Raw genomic sequence first — 19,581 nt, forward strand, 5'->3', positions numbered from 1 at the left:
CTGCTACTGTGGACACTACTTCCATTCGATCGCTCTCATAGTAATTAAAAAGAACACCCAAATTAGGTGTTCTTAAAATCAACTTTTCTCGTTTAAATCATCAGGATAAATTATTGTGTTGATTACATCTCCGTTTGAGTCGTCTTTAAAAATTACTTTGACTTTATAATCTTTTTCGTCCACACCGTTAAATAATTGATAGTACATACCTGTTAAAGCTAGTCCTAATGAGGCCATTGTATCAAGACTATTTTCAAACTCTTCTTTGTTTACAGATAATGTGAATTCTGAGAAGGATTTGTTATATGTTACATCTTTTATAGATTTGAAATCTTCACTAGCTTTAATCTCATCTACACTTGCTAGAATGCCTTCTTTTAAACCTTTCATCATTTCTTTGTGTTCTGATTTAGACATTTTATAAGTTAAAGAACCATCATCATTCTTCATGACTTCCTTAATCCCACTATTTTTCGCCTTAGAAATAACCGAATCGATGTCCTGTCCTTCAAAAAATATAGCTGGAATGGTCACTTCTACATCTCCACCATTGTTGCTATCTTTTTCTTGCCCCTGACTACATCCAGCTATCAAAACACTTAATACTAACAAAAAGGGTAGTATCCATTTTCTTGCCATTAAATCTCCTCCTCATACACCAATATACAGAATATGAAGTGATTACACTATACTTTATTGACATAAAGCTACTAATTCTTAGCCGCTTCTATACCTGAGAAATCACTTTTCTTTTTTGAGAGACAAATTTTTTTCATCATCTTCTTTAATGTTCCAGTATCCTGAGCTGGTGGCGTTGGACATCTATTGAAAATACTAACATTGGCTACATTGCATAAAGGATCCAGAGCTTCTAGTAAATAAAATCTATTTTTTACTAAGTGTTCAATGCTTTATTTTATAAAATTTGACACGTACTTTGATATAATCAATCATGCCGTTGTTTTAAATTTCTTTTTTCGTTACATTTTATTCAACAAAGGTTGTGATGAATTTTTATGTTTGCAATACTTTTGGCTATAGGTATTGGAGCTATTTTTGCTGGGCAAACTGCCATTAATGCTCAATTAAGAAAGTTTGTGATTTCTCCACTTTTAGCTTCAATGATTTCATTCGCTGTTGGCGTCATCTTCTTAACGATTACATTATTAAGTAGTGGTTCATCATTGGGTATTCCAATAGATTTATTCTTGAACCAGCCTATCTATATATGGTTGGGAGGAATTGGTGGCGCTATTGCAATAACCACCAACATTCTTTTGTTTCCTAAATTGGGAAGTGTGCAGACAGCCATACTACCAATTTTGGGAATGACTCTGATGAGTATGTTAATCGATCATTATGGTTGGTTTAATTCAATACAATATTCTTTTGGATGGAATCGAATCTTTGGCCTATTACTAGTCTTACTAGGTGTCTTTTTAGCGACAGCTATACGAAGCAAGAAAAATGACCAGATTTCTCTCCTAACAAATAAGGAAAACATGTTGAAACAATGGATTTGGCGCATAGTAGGTATATTAGCAGGAATGTTACTAGCTATCCAAATTGCTATTAATGGACAATTAGGGAAAGTTCTTCACTCTGCTTCCCATGCTGCCCTTGTTTCATTCTTTGTGGGTACTATTACGTTGATTATAATTGTTGGGTTAATGGATCGCTCTTACACAAATATTAAAGAGCCTTTTAAACACTCTGCTCCTTGGTGGATATGGATTGGAGGGATCTTAGGAGGATCTTATGTACTAATCAATGTATTTCTTGTCAATCAAATTGGAAATGGACAAACTGTAGTCCTTGTTTTATTTGGTCAAATCACTGGTAGCCTGTTGGTAGAGCAATTCGGATTGTTTAACTCGATAAAAAATCGAATGGAACCATTACAAATAATTGGTTTAATGGTAATGATAGCTGGTGTATTTTTAATTAGGATATTTTAAATGCTTTTCTTTGCTAACCTCGAGCGATGAAGCTCATTTTTAAGAATGGATCCGACATTTTCCGCAAAACATAAAACCAGAGTTCATCTACAAAATGTAGCATAAACTCTGGTGACAATGCTGGTCTATTATTATTTTATTATTTGTCTCATGATAATTTCTTCACCGATACGTCCTATTAGCCTCTCATTCGTATCTTCAAACCCTACTTTTACATATAGTTTCTGCGCTGGTATATTATCTTTGTCAACAACTAAAACAATTTCATCACAGTTAGGGAATTCTGTTTTAACAAACTCTACTAGTAATGTCATGCCTTGTTTTGCGTAGCCCTTCCCTTGCTCCATATGATTAATTGATAATGCAGATAATAGCATCGCATTTATATTATTAGAGTATTTCTTAACTCGTTCATTTGAATTTAGGAGAAAGAAACCTACAGGTGTATTTTCACTTAAAATTACAATACGATGCTGTCCTTCATTAATTTCCTCAAATTTGCTTGGCAGTGCAGAAAACTGTTTTTGTTCTTCAGTAAGTACAAAAGTGTTCAATTCTTTCATATATTCACTTGAAAAATGCTTTAATTCAACCTTTTTCAGTTTTTCCATTACATAATTCTCCATTCACTTTTTCTATACTTTACCACTTTTTTAGGTTTTGGTCATTCATTTATTTGAAATTTCAAAAATATAAAATCTATATTCATCACGATAACGTTTGGGGATTGATCATCTGTTCATGTCCTAACACCCCAACTGGCTTCATGCTGTCCTTTTGTTAGTGATGTATTGCTAAATATAATTAGCCTTAATTTGATTTCGTTCACTACCACTGCCGTATTGGAGCAACAATCGCTTCAATTCCCGGGGCTTTCTTTCTCTAACTGTCACTATCCTCGTGAAAGTTCTAGACCTATGTATCATTTCTTTAGCATTAGTTACTTCATTAATCCATGAGATTCCTCCATACAACTTATTATTTAATTAACGTCCTATTCCAATTTCATTCCATGGGATACTTTACCTATCAAATCTTAACAATGGATTGCCTTGCCATATATGAAAATTCCCCCTCTTTCAACTACCCTGCTTCATTATGGAAGAATCATTTCTTTTAGACATTTGCAACTAATTGATAAAAATATCGTTATTGTAATTATTGGAGGAGACTGGAATGGTTATTAAGACATTTTTTCTTTATTTATCGTATATCGTTTATTTTGTAATAGTGCTTTTCTTAACTTATTGTTTCCAATGGGTGACGGTGCTTTTTATGGGAGGTATTCGATTTACAGCTGCAGAAAGTTATCCTGGGGATTTGAGTACTATTTCTTTAGTTGTATGGAGCTTCTTATTTTCTATCATTCATTTTATTATTATAACAATGTATTTATTTCTTCATAATTTAATGATGTTTCTGTTTAAAATTAGGTTTCAAAACAAGCTAGCGTTTTTGTTTAATTCTTTTGTGACTGTCTGTTTAGTTTTTTATTATTTAAAAGTATTTTTAGATTAAGCTATTCAAGATGGAACCCATTTCAATTTTCTCATATCGTCCTCCTTTGCTTTATCCTACACCCAATATTTACTAGTTCCATTTGAGTAAGTTACTGATAAAATGAATGAAGTTCGTTTCATCATTTGGAGGCAATATGACCGATGTAAGCACCCAACCTATAACTACCTTACTTTCCCAACTGACATATAGTCCTTTGTATATCTTGATTGTAATTCTCTCCATTGTGGTATTAACGCCCTCAAGTCTTGATCAATATTACTCTACAGTTATATATAAATGTATTGCTGTTTTCTATATCTTCATTTATCTACTAGCAGTTTATTTTTACATATCAGCGAAATAAACTGCTACTGCCTTGTTACTTGTCTTTTGTTAGGAACTATATCACAAGCGTGTCTATCTACTATACAAGCTCTAATGCAGAAGACATCAAGTATTAAAATCCCAATAAGTTCAAATTATTTTTTTTTTGATATTTTTGCAGGGAAAGAGACAACCACTACTATTAACCCTAAATAGAGAGGGTATTTTAAAAATTCATTCGTTGAATAGCCCAATAAATAAGGCATGCCTATTAATGCCATTACTATACCAATTACGAACAAACCCATTTCAATTTTTTTAATCATATATTTCTCCCAATACTTAATATTTCTAATTCATTTTGATTATCCTCTAACGCTACAACTAGAGAGGCTTTAGCTTATTCAAAAGGAGACCTCTTAAAATAAAAGACACCCCTCAGAAATAAGGAATGTCTAACTTTTTATCTGTACACATCTAACAGATTTAACAAATATCTTTCTAATTCATTAATCGCAAACAAAACTTCCTTATGAAGTCGATCTTCAACCACGCTATCATCAGTAAAGACCTCTAAGTATTTATTCACGTCTACAAAGAATTTTTCATACTCCTGTAAAAACTCATCAATTGTTTGATCACCAGGTGTTACAGATAAATAAATTGTTTTAAATAAATTAAAGTCACTATATGCATTACTTAAAAAATAAATTGCCAGTATTCTATCGCTATTCATATACAATTTTACAAAGGATAGGTTTTGTTTTATTTTTTTCAATGCATTGATAAGATTGTTCGTTTGCTTCAACATATTTGCGGTATTACTATACATCTGTTAATCACCTCCATCTTTATAATAAGCAGAAGATCAACAAATTGGAATAATTTTCAGGAAATTCCACTTTGAAAACTTCCTTTATCATACCTTAAATCGAAATATTAAATAAAAATACTAAATGTATTACAGCAAGAAATCCCATTGGATAAATAATGGCTCTTGAAAACCTATTTTTAAATTCATTTCGAGGATGTCGTTCAAAAATGAAGTGCAAGATTGCATGAATGATAAAGAATAAATCAAGAACCCAAAAAATAATGGTTTGATACTGACTGAAAAGTAAGGAAAGGATTGATACGTAAAGAAACAGGTGAATAAAAGTGAATACTTTATAAGCCTTTGAATCTTCCATATCTTTAAGTATTATAAACAATCGCCACTCAGAATGTCTTATAGCATCCATTTCGTGCAAAAGAAATAATGAAAAGTTCAATAAAAAAAGGATGAGTAATAAATCAGGCATATAAAACCTCCTACATTTTATATACCAAATTTTACTATAAAACCACTTTTGAAATACCAAATAAACCCGCCAAAATATGTCGATTTAAAGTTCGTTATCATTCTTTTCCTCAGATTAAATAATTGAGAGGAAAACATTACCTCAATGAACACAATCAAAACGCTTTTCGTTGGTAAATAATATTGGTAATCCCCCAAGAAATACTATAGATTGCCAAAATTAAAAGTGCCGCTCCTATATATAAAACCGTGACAGATGTATGATCTATAAAATCAATGATTGCTGTTAAGTGTTCATTCATATACAATGCAACAGGTCGTGAAATCCATGTTAAGAGGATAAAGCTAATCAGTATAACAGTTGTAATATAGCCCTGTTTAAATACCTGAAATAATGGGAAAGTAAGCGCAGCAAATAATAAGAATAAGCCGCTACCAATCGCAATATCTGCCATCGTAAAATGTTTATTGAAAGCAAATAACGCTAAACTTGTCACCCCAATGGATAAAATCATATATACAATTGCACCAAGATAGCGTGATGCGATAATCTCCGTACGTGTGTAAGGTAAGGAATTTAATAATATATTTGTCTCTACTTTTTCATCATATGCATATGTGTTAAAGGGAATAAAAATACTGGCAACTAGAAAAATTAAAGCTGGATGTGCCCCCATAATAATAAAGACTAAGATAAAAGGAATAAAGATTACTAGCTGCCTTTTCTGTAGTATGACATCGCGTTTGATTAAGTTAAGCATGATGGATGCCTCCTTTAAAGTAATACATGATATCTTCCAGAGAGGCACGTTCAATAATAACTGTGTCTCCGAAAATATTTTTTGCTGCCTTGATATTATCCGTTAATGCTTCAAATCCTGTTGTTGCACGATGAACATGAACAAATGCCTTTTCAGTATCTCTATCCAGAAGATTCAATTGGCCTTTAACTAGCGCATAGTTTTGAGCTACATCGTGAATAGACTGATTAAATACTAATTCCCCTTTCTGTATAAAAGCTATATAATCTGCGATACGATCTAAATCAGTTGTAATGTGCGTAGAGAAGAAGATGGTGCGATTACTATCCACCATTAATTCCTGTAATAGATCTAACAGCTCCCGTCTAAAAATGGGATCTAATCCTGCTGTTAGCTCATCCATAATGATCAGCTCTGCGTGATGTGAGAGTGCTATCGCCAATGATGCCTTCATTTGCATCCCTTTTGAAAAAGTTTTTATCGCTTTGTTTAGTGGTAATTCGAATTGTTCGACATATTGATAAAATAATGTATCATCCCAGCGTTTGTAAGCAGGTGCAACTATGCGTTTTATATCTTTCAAGTTCAGCCCTTCAAAAAAGATATTGCCATCGTATACAAACCCGATGCGCTCCTTAATCGCCTTCTCATGCGTCTTGTAGTCCAATCCGAAAAGCTTCACTTCTCCGGTATCTGGTTTTAATAGATTCATCATCGTTTTTATCGTTGTCGACTTACCCGCGCCATTTGCTCCAATGAATCCCGTAACAAAGCCTCGCTTCACTTGTAAATCAATATTATTTACAGAAAAACCTTTGAACTTCTTCGTTACATTTTTTATTCAACTACATTTTCCATTTCTTTCACTCCTCGTATAAAATCTTCAATAATTCCTGTAACTCCTCAAGTGACAGGCCCATTTCTCTGCTATTCGTTATGACCGCGCTCAGCTGTTCCTCAATAACCTTCAGCTTCTTTTCTCTTATAACCTCTAAATTTTGCTCTGCAACAAAAGATCCTTTGCCGACAATGGAATAGATAAAGCCCGCCTTCTCTAATTCCTCATAGGCTCTTTTCGTCGTTATCACACTAATTTGTAAATCCTTTGCGAGGTTGCGCATAGAAGGTATTGCTGTCCCCTCCTGTAGTTCACCTGCTAAAATAAGTGATTTAATTTGATTCGTAATCTGTTCATAAATTGGCTCCTTTGAACTGTTCGAAATAATGATTTGCATGCCAATCCCTCTTCTTTATTTTTTTTGAGAATATAGTTGAAATAATGCCCCCTAGTGCTGCAATCAGTATCGCAATAACATGAATTGAGATGGCCATATTAAAAAATGGAAAGGAGTAAGGGGTAATCCTTTCGGTGAAGAGCCTCGAATCCAAAATCCATCTTCCCATCCTCGCAACAAAATCTCCCTTCTCTAAAGGCGGAAATACATACGTTTACCTTCACCATTACATATTGTATATATACTATATAAACATTATATACACAAATGAAAATTTAGTTCAACCACTTTTTTGTTTGAAAGGAAATTTTTCACCAATAAGAGGAGGACTTGAATGAATGCGATTTCTGCAAAGTAAGAGGTTTAATCTAAAGTACAAGTAGCTTTGATAAATAATAAATAGAAGGAGCATGTTTTGATATCAGCTTTATCAAAACATGCTCCTATTATATTGGAAAATTATTACATCATTTGGTTGGTTATGCTATCTAGAATTACCTTCAGAACAATCTTTTCAAATTTAGATAGCTGTTTTCTTATTAGCATCATTATTTTTTACGCTTAAATTTCAGATCTTAACCCATTACACACTATAACACTATTTAATTATTACCATAAAAGGGATTTATTTATTGAATGATTGCTGTTTAATTTGTGATATATTTATCCATGGTTATTATGACAACAAATTGTAAGCTAGTGATTGATAGGAAAATAATTAGATACGATTATTTCAATTTTATTTTTTGAATATGGGGGATTTACATGAAAAAAGGACTTATAATACTCTCCATTTTATTAGTTGTTACATTATTATTAACCTTTACATATGTTAAAACGCAATCTGAACAAATCAGATACTATAAAACATCGTTTTTTTCAGGCGCACAAGATTTGATAGAAAATTATCAATTTATTTTAGATTTTGAGAAGAGCTATTTAAAAGAACAGAATAGTGATAAAAAGAAGCAAATGCTGGAAAATCATATTAATTTATTGTCACTATCTGAGAATCATTCTGACTCAGTAAAAGCTTTATTATATAAGCAAGTCAATATTGATGAATTTGTAGAATTGGAATCAAAGGTTAGAATGGAGGCTGGTTTATTTCAAAGTTCATCTTCAGATAGCCAAAAACAGATACACGCCAAAAATTTGGATGAAGCCATAGCAAAATTTAATAAATTTCTCGATGATGGCATGAAAACAAATGATGTATGTCTTTCTGGCTCATGTTAAAATCATACGTTTTGGCTTCTGAATAGAAAACTTCATTAACTTATATTTCATCAAATTTAAAATAAAATGACCAATAGGATATCTATTAGTGTCCCTTGTTATTCTCCCATGAGCGATTTATTCTATGCCTTGTCCACTTCCCACAGTGATTTTATCTTGTTTTAATGGTGTCCTCATATTCAGCTATGTTCATTTTGAGGTTGCTATTTAATAATTTATGATATAATGAATCATCTGACTATACTGGCAAGACAACGGCTGTAGCGTGTGACGACGCTGCGGCTTTTTAAATGTATAAATAAGCTATATTTACACAAACTATTAAATGAGTGTATCGCACGCACTTCATAGGCTATGACGTTGGTTGACCGTCACAGCCTTTTTTATTGTTTAAATTTATTTTAAAGGCAATAAACTATACAAAAGGAGTTAGCTTTTCATATAAATAGTAGTGTTAAGCTAAACTAGTTTAACTTGTACCTCCCGAATTGTTACTTAGGGTCACTTCCAGCCGAGTGACCCTTAAATATTTCTAATTCGTACGAACCACGATAAATATGTAATATACATTTTTTAAAAAAGGAGAATAACTGGCTAGCTGCTTTCTATAACTTTACATATTCTAGATGACTGAAAGGAGGGACTTTAATATGGGATATGAAGTTTACGGTTCAAGCTATGGCAAGCACGATAATTTATCATTCGCTCTAATTGTTGTCCTATTTATTCTTTTAATTATTGTCGGCGCTAGTTTCTTGCATAATTAATACTTGTATTATTGGCAACAATTAAAAACCTGCATTACGCCTTCTGCTACTAGTGGAATGCCTATCTATCAGCCTTATCTTTTCATGCTATGACCAAAGGGTCGTCTCCCACTCTGGTGACCCTTTTTTAGCTTCTTTCCTCATATGCATACTTTGTCACACTTCATTTTAGTAAACATATTCTTTTAAGTGTTTTCTTGATAGCGCCATATTCTATATCCATTGTTTTAGCATCGTGTATAGAATTCTTAATTGTGATGGCTTACATATGTCAAAACAAGCTCGGCTGCTCATATAAAGTACTAATCTAACATAAAGTTCATACAATATAAACATAATTAAGGCTAAAAATAACAAAGGAGAATGGCTATGAGCATTGAATTTATTACACTTGCACCAACGATATTGCAAGTGTTTAAAGCAGGAGAGTCGAATCCAGAAAAAGTAAAGCGTATTGTTTATGGACAAGCTACATCTGATGCAAATGGGATAGCCACATTTTATTTTACAGACAACGCATTAGCTAATGGCACCCCTCTTTTATCAACAATTGACTATGCCGTGTCAAGCGTATACTCGACAAATTCGTCGATAAATTTAAGACCGAGAGCACAAATGAGGGAGAAGAATAGTATTGGAAAATATGTCTCTGCTAATATTACCAATATTAGTGGTGTCACAGTATTAGGAATTAGTGTATTGGGTTCAGAAAATCCAGTAAGTGGCGTTATTGTAGATTTTATGGTTTTAGGTAGTTTTGATGTGTAAGAATGGCATTTACCAGCCCCACGTAAATACTCCCTCCTGCTGCTTCTGCGTTCATTATCGTCCGTGTTGGGTTGTAGACAACTTGTTTAGGGAATCTGCGCTACAACGATTATCAAAATCATTGGTATAACTACTTAAATCCTCTTGAAAATCTATGCAATTTCTTCCAATGAAAAATATTGGGTAAAAATTTAGGTACAGTTCACTTGAAATGCAGGATTGTTTACAGGAGATTTTCGTACGGTAGTATTTCATAGGGGCGTTTTGGAAGGTACGTTAATGATAAAAAATCAATTATTAAATCTAAAATAAAGATCTCAATATGTTTTGAGTCAAAAAAATATAGACAAAGTCGAAAAAATCGACTTTGTCTATTGAAAGCACTCTATTCAAGAATGTTTTTTAAAAATTAAAGTTTAACGATGTTAGCAGCTTGTGGTCCGCGTTGACCTTCTTCTACTGTGAATTCAACTTTTTGACCTTCTTCAAGTGATTTGAAACCTTCACCTTGGATAGCTGAGAAGTGAGCGAATACGTCTTGTCCGCCTTCTACTTCGATGAAACCAAAACCTTTTTCTGCGTTAAACCATTTTACTGTACCTTGTGTCATTTAAATGACCTCCAATAATGTTATTAAATAAAATCATACAACTTCCAAAGAAAAAAATTCACATATTACAAAAAGTAACTAACAAAACACGATTACTCTTTGTAATATGTGAATTTATTATTTCTTTAAGAAAGATTCTATTACATACAGTATATGATAAAAAATCGTATTAGTCCAGCCCTAAATGAAATTTTTATCAATGAAAGGCTAAAACCTACAATTACCACTTATTTTAAAAGTTAAAATTAGTCATTTCATCACCATTAAGCAGTTACAGAATAATTATTTATTGAGGAATATCTCGCCAGTCACTTACATCCCATTGACCTTCATTATTTCCTCCAACAGCCCTCACACTTGCTAGTGCTCTTTGGTTTCAATCACTCTACTCCCGTTTATGCCTCCTTAGGTTCAACATGGACATGCACTTCATAGACCCCTTGCTTTTCAACCATATTTTTTTCAACAACAGAAGCGACATCGTGAGCTTTCGTGATATCTAACTTTGCATCTACAAGAATAACGACATCGATTACCTCGTTATTACCATAATTTCTTCCTCTGATTTCTTTCAACCCTTTAACGCCATCTATTTTTAAAATAATTTCTTTGTATGTTTGAAGTATTTTCTCATCAAATCCATCAGAAAGTTCATGAGAAGCATCTTTAAAAATCTCCCAAGCGGTTTTACAAATGATGAAACCTACAATAATAGCTGTTACCGTATCTAACCATGGCATATGTAGTTGTGATCCCAAAATACCTACAGCGGTTCCAATACTTACCCAAGCGTCTGACAAATTATCCTTAGCAGCAGCCATAACGGCTTTACTGTTGATCTTTTCTGCCAATTTTTTGTTATAGCGATAGACAAAATACATCACCAACGCCGATCCTAATCCCACATAGGCTGCAACCATATCTGGCGATTCTTTTCCACCTTGAAAAATTGAAGTAAAAGCACCCACTAATACTTGAATACCAACGGCCATCATAATAAATGAAGCGACCATTGATGCAATGGTTTCACTTTTCCAATGCCCATATCGATGATCATGATCTGCAGGTTTTTGTGAAAGCTTTAGTCCAATCAGTACTGCAATAGAGGCAATTATATCTGTTGTATTATTTAATCCATCCGCCTTTAAAGCCTCTGAACCACTCATGTAACCAATTCCAACTTTCACGATGGATAAAACTATATATGCAATAATACTGATGATGGCGCCACGTTCACCTAATTTAAGGTTATTATATCTTTCTGCTTCCAATTCACTTACCTCCCACTTACGTACATTATCATCATAACAACCCAACATCGAGTAGGTCTACAGCAACCTTTTTGCCTTACTATACATAAGTAGGGCGAAGATAAAAGTGTTGATTATGGGAAAAAATACAGCGCTTAGGAAGAAACTTAATTACTGGTTAAAAACCTAGAAATTATTATACTAAACGAATAAAATAATAGTGTATCTGTTCTTTAAGATTTTTTCCTCCAACGAACACACCTGACAAAACTTGGTCATTTCCAAATTGGGAAGTGACCCTTTTTTATGGGCACGTAAAAAAGCCTTGCCACAAATCGTAGCAAGACTTTTGATCTCAATTTTATTCTCTATCCTCGCAGAAATCCGCCTTCTGAGTGGATTATTTGTCCAGTTATCCATGTAGCTTCATCACTAGCTAGAAAGCCAATCACTTTGGCCACATCCTCTGGCGTTCCGAGCCGACCCTTTGGAAACTTAGGTAATAAATAACCTCTAATTTCATCATTCATCCATGTAGAATCTGTTGGCCCCGGATTGACAGCATTTACGGTAATGCCTAGCGGTGCTAGCTCCTGTGCTAATGATCTAGTAAAGGCTGAAATTGCCCCTTTTGTTGCTACATAGGCTAGCTCTCCCATCATAGGACCTAAATCTTGACCAGATGTCATATTAATGATTCTCCCTGAGATTAAGTTAGCTTTTTCAAAAAGACGGGCAAATTCCACACAAAGAAGAAAGGTGGACCTCATATTCACCGCGTAATGTTCGTCTAATGTTTGAGCATCTAACACTAGATAGCCATCCTGTGCTGAATGGGCAGCATTATTTACTAAAATGGAAGGTACACCCAGTTGTTCGACGGCCGTTTGGAGTATCGTTTGGGCTGCCTGTGAATCTGATAAATCAAACGTCATTTCTTCACAAGAAACACCCATACTCAAAATCTCCTGTTTGAATTCGCCAATCCAATTACGATCAGCATGCCAGTGTGTAAAAAAAATACTGACACCATCCGCAGCTAATCTTCTACAAATAGCTGTGCCAATATCTCGTGGGTGGCTAGCACCTGTAATGATCGCTATTTTATGCTGCATTTTACTCATTGTTTTTACCCCCAGTTAATATGGGATGCTTTCGATGGTTATTGAGATTTTAAATAAAAAAAGAGCATCACCATAATGATCTGCTCCGTTTTTAGGAATCAAAACTCCTCACCGCGCACCCTTGAAAATGAACATCATACCTAGACACACTTTCCCCATAAAAAAGCTACAGCATTTGCCACATGTAGCGTATGAATTCCCCTTTCTTCATATAATAAAAAAATTTGTCTTAATTTCTAATCTAAAATTTTAATTTTATTTTGAACGTCAATAGAAAATGTTTCTATATCAAATTGATGCTGCTTTATTGTGTCTTCCGCTAACTGTTGAGCCTTCTTTTTAGCTATGTCATTTTTCTCTTCTGTTAAATTAATCCTTATCTGAATTTCCTCCGACATAATACTATGATCGATGCTGAAGGCGCCAAAATCTTGTTCAATCATCGTCTCAAATAGATTGGCCATTACATCGTTATAACTTAGCCGAGTCGAGAACGCTTCTGCTGGCTCATAGAGATTCTTTAACGTTATTTGAAAAGAGATGGGGTTTAAATCATTATCTTTTATAACACCCAACATCGTTTCTTCTATATGTTGCTTTGTCTTATGATCGACCTTGGCGGGTAATGACACAAGGAGCTCGATTTTCCCGTTGGATAGAATCCCATAATCTAATTGAAAGCTATAGGATTCCTTGCGCAATGCATGAAAAATCTCACTGATTAAAAATTGATATTGCTGAATATAACGCAATAATTCATTATTGCTAGGTCGTGACAGAGGAGCATTGGATTTTTCAGCAGAATGAATAGATGCATTTGGAAAAAAGAAAAATGCACCACAAACAAGAATCGAAAGTAGCAACCATAACGTAAATATCTTTTTGATAAACATTTATAGCCCCCTTATTGGGGACTATATGCCAATTATCTAAAGTAAATTACGGTAGAATCTTATAAAACAACACACGGTCTTGTTTTTCGCCACCATAATTGCTATGAATGGACATATTATCCATCACTTTGTCACCTTTTTCCATTCTAAAGCCCATATTTGTATGAAAGGCAATAGACACTTCGTTAATAGGCGACGTGACACATTTCACAATATTTCGATGGTATTGCTTCACAACATGAAAGAATACATCATATAATCTTTTTGCAATATTCTGTTTTCTATAATCAGGATGGACCCCAACAAAATGGATAAACGCTTCATTTGTTTTGGACTGCGATAAAAAGCCGATGAGGAAGCCGATAATTTCGCCATCCTTCTCCATTATCAGACTCGTATTTGTAAAGTGATCAAAAAATAATTTAGGCAGCTTATCTGACATATTCCTGCCGCCCCACCACTCATCAATTAATGGAGATAAAGTATAGTAATCTGAACTCTGTACACTACGAATGTTCATGGAATCCCTCCTCCTTTTCAACTCATACAACAGATTTTATGGTCTGAATGTATTGACAGCTACAACAATGATATAAATGGTGACTATCACCATAGCAAACACACTACCAATCCGTATCAATTTTATTTGCAAATCGGATACCTCTGGTGTTTCTTTATAACGCCAACGCTCAAAGAATAAAAAACTTTCCTCAGGATCATACAAACTCCAAATACAATAACCATAAACAGGTATAGATAAAACAATGCAGATGAATAACATCTCTATACCCTCCATCAAGGATGCTTAATCCTATTCTTATTTTACCCTACCATTTATTTCAATATCAATGGTTCTATTTATACCTTTGCCATTACTAATGACTTTAACGTATTGCTTAAAGCCTGAATATGGTTCGTCGTATCTGTCATGCTTACTAGAAGCTGATTTTCGTCCTCCACTGAATGTAGAATATCACAAGTAGAAGCTGCATTTTGCTCAGTCATGTGATTCAGTTTTTCAATTTGCATTTGGATCACCTCGAATTGTGAGATGGCACTGCTTAATTCATGCATTCCCCTCGTTAAATCTGTATTCGTTTCTGAAAAAGAATCTTTTAAACTATTAAAGAAATGACTGACATCCTGTAAAAGCTGTTCTCCATGCTGTAGCGCCTTTTCACCGTCATCAGAACGTTGATGAGCCTCTGTTGATTTTTCAAACAAAGTTTTCGTCACATTAGTAATGCTGACTGTAATAGCGGCACTTTCCTCAGCTAGCTTACGCACCTCATCTGCTACAATGGCAAATCCTTTACCATGTTCCCCTGCTCTAGCCGCTTCTATCGCCGCATTTAATGCCAATAAATTGGTTTGTTCTGCAATATGAGTAATTCCCTTTAATAGGCTATCCACCGTTTGCAGGCTGTGTTGCAGCTCGTTGACAGTTTCCGCAGTAGAGCTCATCGCATGACTCATGACGCTCATTTGAGTCATTGCATCCTGCATTTTATCCCATCCTGCCAATACTTCTGTTTGTAGCTCCGTAGATTTTGCGACCGTATCCTTCGAAATCGTCAATGTTTTATTGACGAAATGTACAGAGTCGCCCATTGTGCCATGAATCATTTGTAAACTGGATGCCTCCTGCTGAATACTTGCAGAAATATCCTCTGTGGCTACTAAAATTTGCTTACTAGAGCCAGAAATCCTTTGCATTGTTTGTTGGAATTGCGTGACATGCTTGTCCAATGCCTGACTGCTCTTTTCGATTTCTTGAAATGTATTTTGTAGTTGATTGAAGGATGCTTGCACTTCATTTTGCTGGATTTCTGCATGTTGAATCAGTTCATTCCCCCATTTTGCCAGCAAATAAAAGGCAATAATGACCCCATTCAAAATCGCCAGAAGTGTCACAAAGACAATGGTGTCATCAAATGGCCCCAACAATGATGACGAGTTGACCATATATAAAATGAAAAAACTAAGGTTTGTTAAAATGCCAAAGAAGACGATCAATTCCTTTTTAAAATACAGTGCAATAATGGCCACTGTGCATAGTAAAATATAATGTTTATTTAACGAAAAGCTATCAAGCAAAAATAAGGTAAATACAACACTTGATGGAATGAGGCCAAAAATAAAGCCTTTGACATACGTTTTTATAGGTAAAAAATAATTACACACCGCCAAGGCAATGACAGCTAGCCCAATAAATAAAAAATGTATGCCCTTCGATAGAATCATAGGTCCGCATATTAAAATGGCCAAAATTGAAATAATAGCCAAATTTACACGATGGACTTTTCGTGTATCATAACGAATTTTATTCTCCATTACTTCCCCCCTAAAAAATGAATAGACATTCAGTTTAATTTTCTATTATTATATAGTATAACTACTACTTTTTGTAGCTAAATATTGCATTTATAAGCATAAGTTACTTATTTTTGAAATAAAAGGGGGAAATTGAATTGACCAGCGTCCAACAAATCGCACCAAATTTCTACTGTATTGATACACATGATTTAGGTCGAGAGCAGCGAACAAGCTCCTATCTATTAATTGATGAAAAGATAGCCTTAATCGAAACTTCGGCCAGTCCATCCGTACCTTATATTATGGAAGGGTTACAGGAATTAAATATTGCATTAGAGGATATAGACTATGTCATCGTGACACATATCCATTTAGATCATGCAGGCGGAGCAGGGTTATTTTTGCAAAGCTGCCCTAATGCTAAATTAGTGGTTCATCCACGAGGTGCAGCCCATATGATTGACCCAAGTCGTCTTATCTTCAGTGCAAAAAGTGTTTATGGTGCTGAATTTGACAAACTCTTTGATCCGATTGTACCCATTGACGCTGCGCGAATTATTGAAGTTAGTCATGAACAACGTCTTCAATTAGGACAACATCATTTAACGTTTTATCATACGGAAGGCCATGCTAAACATCATGTTTCAATACTTTATTCCGCTACAAATGGTTTATTTGTAGGAGATACGACAGGTGTTCGCTACCCTGAAATGGATGGGGAAGCGATCGATTTAATCATTCCGTCGACCTCTCCAAATCAGTACAATCCTGAAACCATGGAACAATCCCTGCAATTGTATGAAAAGCTACAAGCAAATGAGTTATATTTCGGTCACTATGGTGCCTATCAAAATCCAGCAGAAGCCTATCGTCAGGTGCGCTATTGGACACCGCTCTTTTTAGAAGAAGGTAGAAAAGCACAAGCAGCATCAAGTCAATTCCAGGAACAAATTCACTACTTAGATGCTCGCTTAAAGGAACTTTTATTCAGCTATTTACAGGAAAATGGTATTCCGTCCCATCATCCTGTCTATCAAACCATTCCATTTGATACCATTGTGTCAGCAATGGGGATACTGGATTACTTAGAAAAAGTAAATGCTCAGGTTCCACACTAATAGGAAAAAGAGGTGTCTCCAATGACTTTGGGGACACCTCTTTTTTTGAAGCGCTCTTTTTTGGGTAAATCCGCTCTTTTTTCTGTTCGAGGCGCTCTTTTTTCAGTTAAATCTGCTCACTTTTTTGCTCAAGATGCTCCTTTTTCTGCTCGAGGTGCTCCTTTTCAGGTAAACACGCTCAATTCTCTGTTCAAAGCGCTCCTTTTCAGGTAAAACCGCTCGCTTCTCTGTTCAAGGCGCTCCTTTTCAAGTAAAACCCGCTCACTTTTCTGTTCAAGGCGCTCTTTTTTTAGGTAAACCCACTCTCTTCTCTTTTCAAAGCGCTCCTTTTTCAGGTAAGCCCGCTCGCTTCTCTTTTCAAGGCGCTCCTTTTTCAGATAAACCTGCTCACTTTTCTGTTCGAGGCGCTCTTTTTTTAGGTAAACCCGCTCGCTTCTCTGTTCAAAGCGCTCCTTTTCAGATAAAACCCGCTCGCTTCTCTTTTCAAAGCGCTCCTTTTTCTGCTCGAGGCGCTCCTTTTCAGGTAAACCCGCTCGCTTCTCTGTTCAAAGTGCTCCAAACCTCATTTAGCACGGGGCATTCCCTTTCCTCATTCCTTTAATCGATCTAGAACAGCTTGAAAATCCTGTTGCTCCCCTACTTCACGGAACGATTGAAAGGGATTACTCATTTTTTTTATGCGTTCCATGACAAAAGGAATTGTAAAAAGCGCTGGTGTTAGGTTTTCATTGACCTCCTCCCACAGAAGCGGTGTTGCTACTAAGCCCAGTTCATTGCCACGAGTGGAATAAGGAGCAATAATGGTTTTGCCCTCTGCATGCTGCACATAATCTAAATACAATTTTTCATGACGATTCTTTTTTAAACGCTCAATTGTATATAAATTCGGCTTTTGCTCACATAAAAAGCGACAAACAAATTCTGTAAATACACGAACCTCTTCATAGGTAAACGAATTTGATGGCAAAGGAATATAAAGCTGTAGGCCTTTTCCACCAGATGTTTTAACAAAGGATTGTAGCTGAAAATAATCAATAATGTTCTTTAAATCAAGTGCTCCTGAAACGGCTAATGAAAAATCTTGTGCTGAGGGAGGATCTAAATCGAAAACAATCTCTGTCGGATACGGGGAATGTTGTGTTTGAAATGGAATGTGTAGCTCTAATGCCAGTTGATTTCCAAGCCACAATAATGTTTCCAAGTTATTACACACGATATAATCGATGTCATCCATCACTGCTGTTGCCACAAAATCAGGCATTTTTTCTGGTCGACTTTTTTGATAAAAGCTTTCACCCGGAACCCCATGCGGATAGCGTATTAGCGTTAGTGGGCGGTCCTTTAGAAAAGGCAATAAAGAGGGCGAGATATTTTGCAAATAGGACAAGTATTGATCCTTTATAATATCCATTTTTGGCCATACAGGTTTTTCTGGATGTGTGATAGAAACTGATTCAGGGATAGGATACAGTTGACGCTGCATGTGCTGCCAATGACAATCCTCAGGTAACAACTCTAATCGAAAGGCATGAAATCTAGGTTCCCGAAGCTTACTACCATCAAAATCAATACAGGCAATATCAACACAAATAGAAGGCTCAAGTTCCCATAGCTCCTTTTTACGTTTTCCATTCGTCTGAAAGAATTTGATAAGTGTTTGATGTTCTTCCTCTGTCATACCATGCTTAAACGTAACGACTTCTCGTAATTGATTCTCCTCAAAAACTGCACCATGAAAATAGCTATTGCTATGGTCGTATTGCGTGACAATAACTGTGACATAACGCCAATTTTTAATTTTTAACCAATGATTTGAACGTATGTTTTCCAGCCATTTACTTGTTTTTTTCTTGGCAACGATGCCCTCCCCATTGTAAAGCTTGATGGACTGCCATAAGCTCTCGTGCTCCTCACTGCCATGTACAACTTGGACAGGCGTTGGATTCTCATAGTCAACGATTGGCCATTTGAACTTCGCAGCAAGCTTGACCAATTGCTCTTTCCGCGTCTTTAAATAGCGGTTATGGAGGGATTCTCCTTTAAGCGTTAAAACATCAAATGCTAGATAGCGAAAAGGAAATGAGTTAGCATGTTGCTGAATCACATCTTGATTTTGCATTCTCCCCCTTTTTTGAACAACGGCAAAATCACTTTTGTAATGATTGCGTAAATAAACTAATTCCCCATCCAAGGTTAGGGGTAAAAATGTTTGAATGGACGCATGTATTTGCTGACAAAAAGCCAAAATTTCAGGAAACAAGTGATTTAAATTTCGCCCATTTCTACTAATGAGCTGCGGCTCTTCATCCCAAACGAATAAACAGCGAAAGCCATCATACTTCGTTTCAAATAGCCATTCATCTCCACTAGGAATATCGTTTGTTTCCATTAAAAGCATTGGTTTCATTCCACAATACC

General features: G+C 35.2%; 21 protein-coding genes and 1 pseudogene. 6 read left to right on the top strand and 16 right to left on the bottom strand.

Translation table 11 applies throughout. The features are described 5' to 3' along the window. Positions 1-78: 78 nt before the first annotated feature. Entirely contained in the window at positions 79-639 is a 561-nt protein-coding gene (locus tag MHB65_RS13415; RefSeq protein WP_205443856.1) for a hypothetical protein, read from the bottom strand. Between the two features lie 377 nt (positions 640-1,016). On the opposite strand from MHB65_RS13415, the gene MHB65_RS13420 reads away from it, so the two are divergent. Next, positions 1,017-1,958 carry a DMT family transporter gene (locus MHB65_RS13420; RefSeq protein ID WP_342440669.1) on the top strand — a complete coding sequence of 314 codons (942 nt, stop codon included), beginning with the start codon at positions 1,017-1,019 and terminating at the stop codon, positions 1,956-1,958. A 131-nt stretch (positions 1,959-2,089) separates the two neighbouring features. Here MHB65_RS13420 and MHB65_RS13425 read toward each other — a convergent pair whose 3' ends face one another. The 7 genes and pseudogenes from MHB65_RS13425 to MHB65_RS13455 all read right to left on the bottom strand — a co-directional run bounded on the left by MHB65_RS13425 (position 2,090) and on the right by MHB65_RS13455 (position 7,078). Further along, positions 2,090-2,569 carry a GNAT family N-acetyltransferase gene (locus tag MHB65_RS13425; RefSeq protein WP_205443859.1) on the bottom strand — a complete coding sequence of 160 codons (480 nt, stop codon included), beginning with the start codon at positions 2,567-2,569 and terminating at the stop codon, positions 2,090-2,092. A 1,368-nt stretch (positions 2,570-3,937) separates the two neighbouring features. Continuing rightward, positions 3,938-4,108 (bottom strand): hypothetical protein, encoded by a 171-nt coding sequence (locus tag MHB65_RS13430; protein WP_342440670.1) that lies wholly within the window; start codon positions 4,106-4,108, stop codon positions 3,938-3,940. A gap of 137 nt (positions 4,109-4,245) precedes the next feature. Continuing rightward, on the bottom strand, positions 4,246-4,614 hold the full coding sequence (locus MHB65_RS13435; protein ID WP_205443863.1) for a hypothetical protein: 369 nt from the start codon (positions 4,612-4,614) through the stop codon (positions 4,246-4,248). A 94-nt stretch (positions 4,615-4,708) separates the two neighbouring features. Next, complete coding sequence (locus MHB65_RS13440) at positions 4,709-5,083, bottom strand: DUF6713 family protein (protein ID WP_342440671.1); 375 nt, start codon at positions 5,081-5,083, stop codon at positions 4,709-4,711. A gap of 154 nt (positions 5,084-5,237) precedes the next feature. Further along, positions 5,238-5,843 (bottom strand): ABC-2 transporter permease, encoded by a 606-nt coding sequence (locus MHB65_RS13445; protein WP_205443866.1) that lies wholly within the window; start codon positions 5,841-5,843, stop codon positions 5,238-5,240. Beyond that, a pseudogene (locus MHB65_RS13450) lies at positions 5,836-6,701 on the bottom strand (ABC transporter ATP-binding protein). The gene MHB65_RS13445 and the pseudogene MHB65_RS13450 overlap by 8 nt, the downstream one beginning before the upstream one ends. A 5-nt stretch (positions 6,702-6,706) precedes the next feature. Beyond that, the gene (locus MHB65_RS13455) at positions 6,707-7,078 is read right to left on the bottom strand and encodes a GntR family transcriptional regulator (RefSeq protein ID WP_205443868.1); all 372 of its coding nucleotides are present in this window, start codon (positions 7,076-7,078) and stop codon (positions 6,707-6,709) included. Positions 7,079-7,843: 765 nt separating this feature from the next. On the opposite strand from MHB65_RS13455, the gene MHB65_RS13460 reads away from it, so the two are divergent. The 3 genes from MHB65_RS13460 to MHB65_RS13470 all read left to right on the top strand — a co-directional run bounded on the left by MHB65_RS13460 (position 7,844) and on the right by MHB65_RS13470 (position 9,852). Beyond that, the gene (locus MHB65_RS13460; protein ID WP_342440672.1) at positions 7,844-8,317 is read left to right on the top strand and encodes a hypothetical protein; all 474 of its coding nucleotides are present in this window, start codon (positions 7,844-7,846) and stop codon (positions 8,315-8,317) included. 650 nt (positions 8,318-8,967) lie between these two features. Further along, positions 8,968-9,084, top strand: a complete 117-nt coding sequence (locus MHB65_RS13465) for a YjcZ family sporulation protein (protein WP_205443869.1) — start codon at positions 8,968-8,970, stop codon at positions 9,082-9,084. Between the two features lie 369 nt (positions 9,085-9,453). Then, complete coding sequence (locus MHB65_RS13470) at positions 9,454-9,852, top strand: hypothetical protein (protein ID WP_342440673.1); 399 nt, start codon at positions 9,454-9,456, stop codon at positions 9,850-9,852. A gap of 409 nt (positions 9,853-10,261) precedes the next feature. Here the strand turns inward: MHB65_RS13470 and MHB65_RS13475 are convergent, their stop codons facing one another. The 7 genes from MHB65_RS13475 to MHB65_RS13505 form a co-directional block, all read right to left on the bottom strand. Continuing rightward, complete coding sequence (locus MHB65_RS13475; protein WP_004225195.1) at positions 10,262-10,462, bottom strand: cold-shock protein; 201 nt, start codon at positions 10,460-10,462, stop codon at positions 10,262-10,264. Between the two features lie 395 nt (positions 10,463-10,857). Then, a complete protein-coding gene (locus tag MHB65_RS13480) occupies positions 10,858-11,733 on the bottom strand; it encodes a cation diffusion facilitator family transporter (RefSeq protein WP_342440674.1) in 876 nt (291 codons plus the stop codon). Positions 11,734-12,080: 347 nt separating this feature from the next. Further along, positions 12,081-12,836, bottom strand: coding sequence for an SDR family oxidoreductase (locus MHB65_RS13485; protein ID WP_342440675.1), 756 nt, complete (start codon positions 12,834-12,836; stop codon positions 12,081-12,083). Between the two features lie 236 nt (positions 12,837-13,072). Then, a complete protein-coding gene (locus tag MHB65_RS13490) occupies positions 13,073-13,729 on the bottom strand; it encodes a hypothetical protein (RefSeq protein WP_342440676.1) in 657 nt (218 codons plus the stop codon). A 46-nt stretch (positions 13,730-13,775) separates the two neighbouring features. Then, entirely contained in the window at positions 13,776-14,249 is a 474-nt protein-coding gene (locus tag MHB65_RS13495; RefSeq protein WP_342440677.1) for a GNAT family N-acetyltransferase, read from the bottom strand. A gap of 36 nt (positions 14,250-14,285) precedes the next feature. After that, the gene (locus MHB65_RS13500; protein ID WP_342440678.1) at positions 14,286-14,510 is read right to left on the bottom strand and encodes a hypothetical protein; all 225 of its coding nucleotides are present in this window, start codon (positions 14,508-14,510) and stop codon (positions 14,286-14,288) included. Between the two features lie 77 nt (positions 14,511-14,587). Next, complete coding sequence (locus MHB65_RS13505) at positions 14,588-16,063, bottom strand: methyl-accepting chemotaxis protein (RefSeq protein ID WP_342440679.1); 1,476 nt, start codon at positions 16,061-16,063, stop codon at positions 14,588-14,590. Between the two features lie 137 nt (positions 16,064-16,200). Here MHB65_RS13505 and MHB65_RS13510 point away from each other — a divergent pair, with 137 nt between their 5' ends. Then, positions 16,201-17,163 carry an MBL fold metallo-hydrolase gene (locus tag MHB65_RS13510; protein ID WP_342440680.1) on the top strand — a complete coding sequence of 321 codons (963 nt, stop codon included), beginning with the start codon at positions 16,201-16,203 and terminating at the stop codon, positions 17,161-17,163. Positions 17,164-17,184: 21 nt separating this feature from the next. Further along, positions 17,185-17,376 (top strand): hypothetical protein, encoded by a 192-nt coding sequence (locus MHB65_RS13515; protein WP_342440681.1) that lies wholly within the window; start codon positions 17,185-17,187, stop codon positions 17,374-17,376. Between the two features lie 376 nt (positions 17,377-17,752). Here the strand turns inward: MHB65_RS13515 and MHB65_RS13520 are convergent, their stop codons facing one another. Beyond that, entirely contained in the window at positions 17,753-19,570 is a 1,818-nt protein-coding gene (locus MHB65_RS13520; RefSeq protein ID WP_342440682.1) for a DNA ligase D, read from the bottom strand. Positions 19,571-19,581: the final 11 nt, after the last annotated feature.

The sequence above is a fragment of the Lysinibacillus sp. FSL K6-0075 genome (genome assembly GCF_038592945.1).
In the GTDB taxonomy this organism is placed as follows: domain Bacteria; phylum Bacillota; class Bacilli; order Bacillales_A; family Planococcaceae; genus Lysinibacillus; species Lysinibacillus fusiformis_F.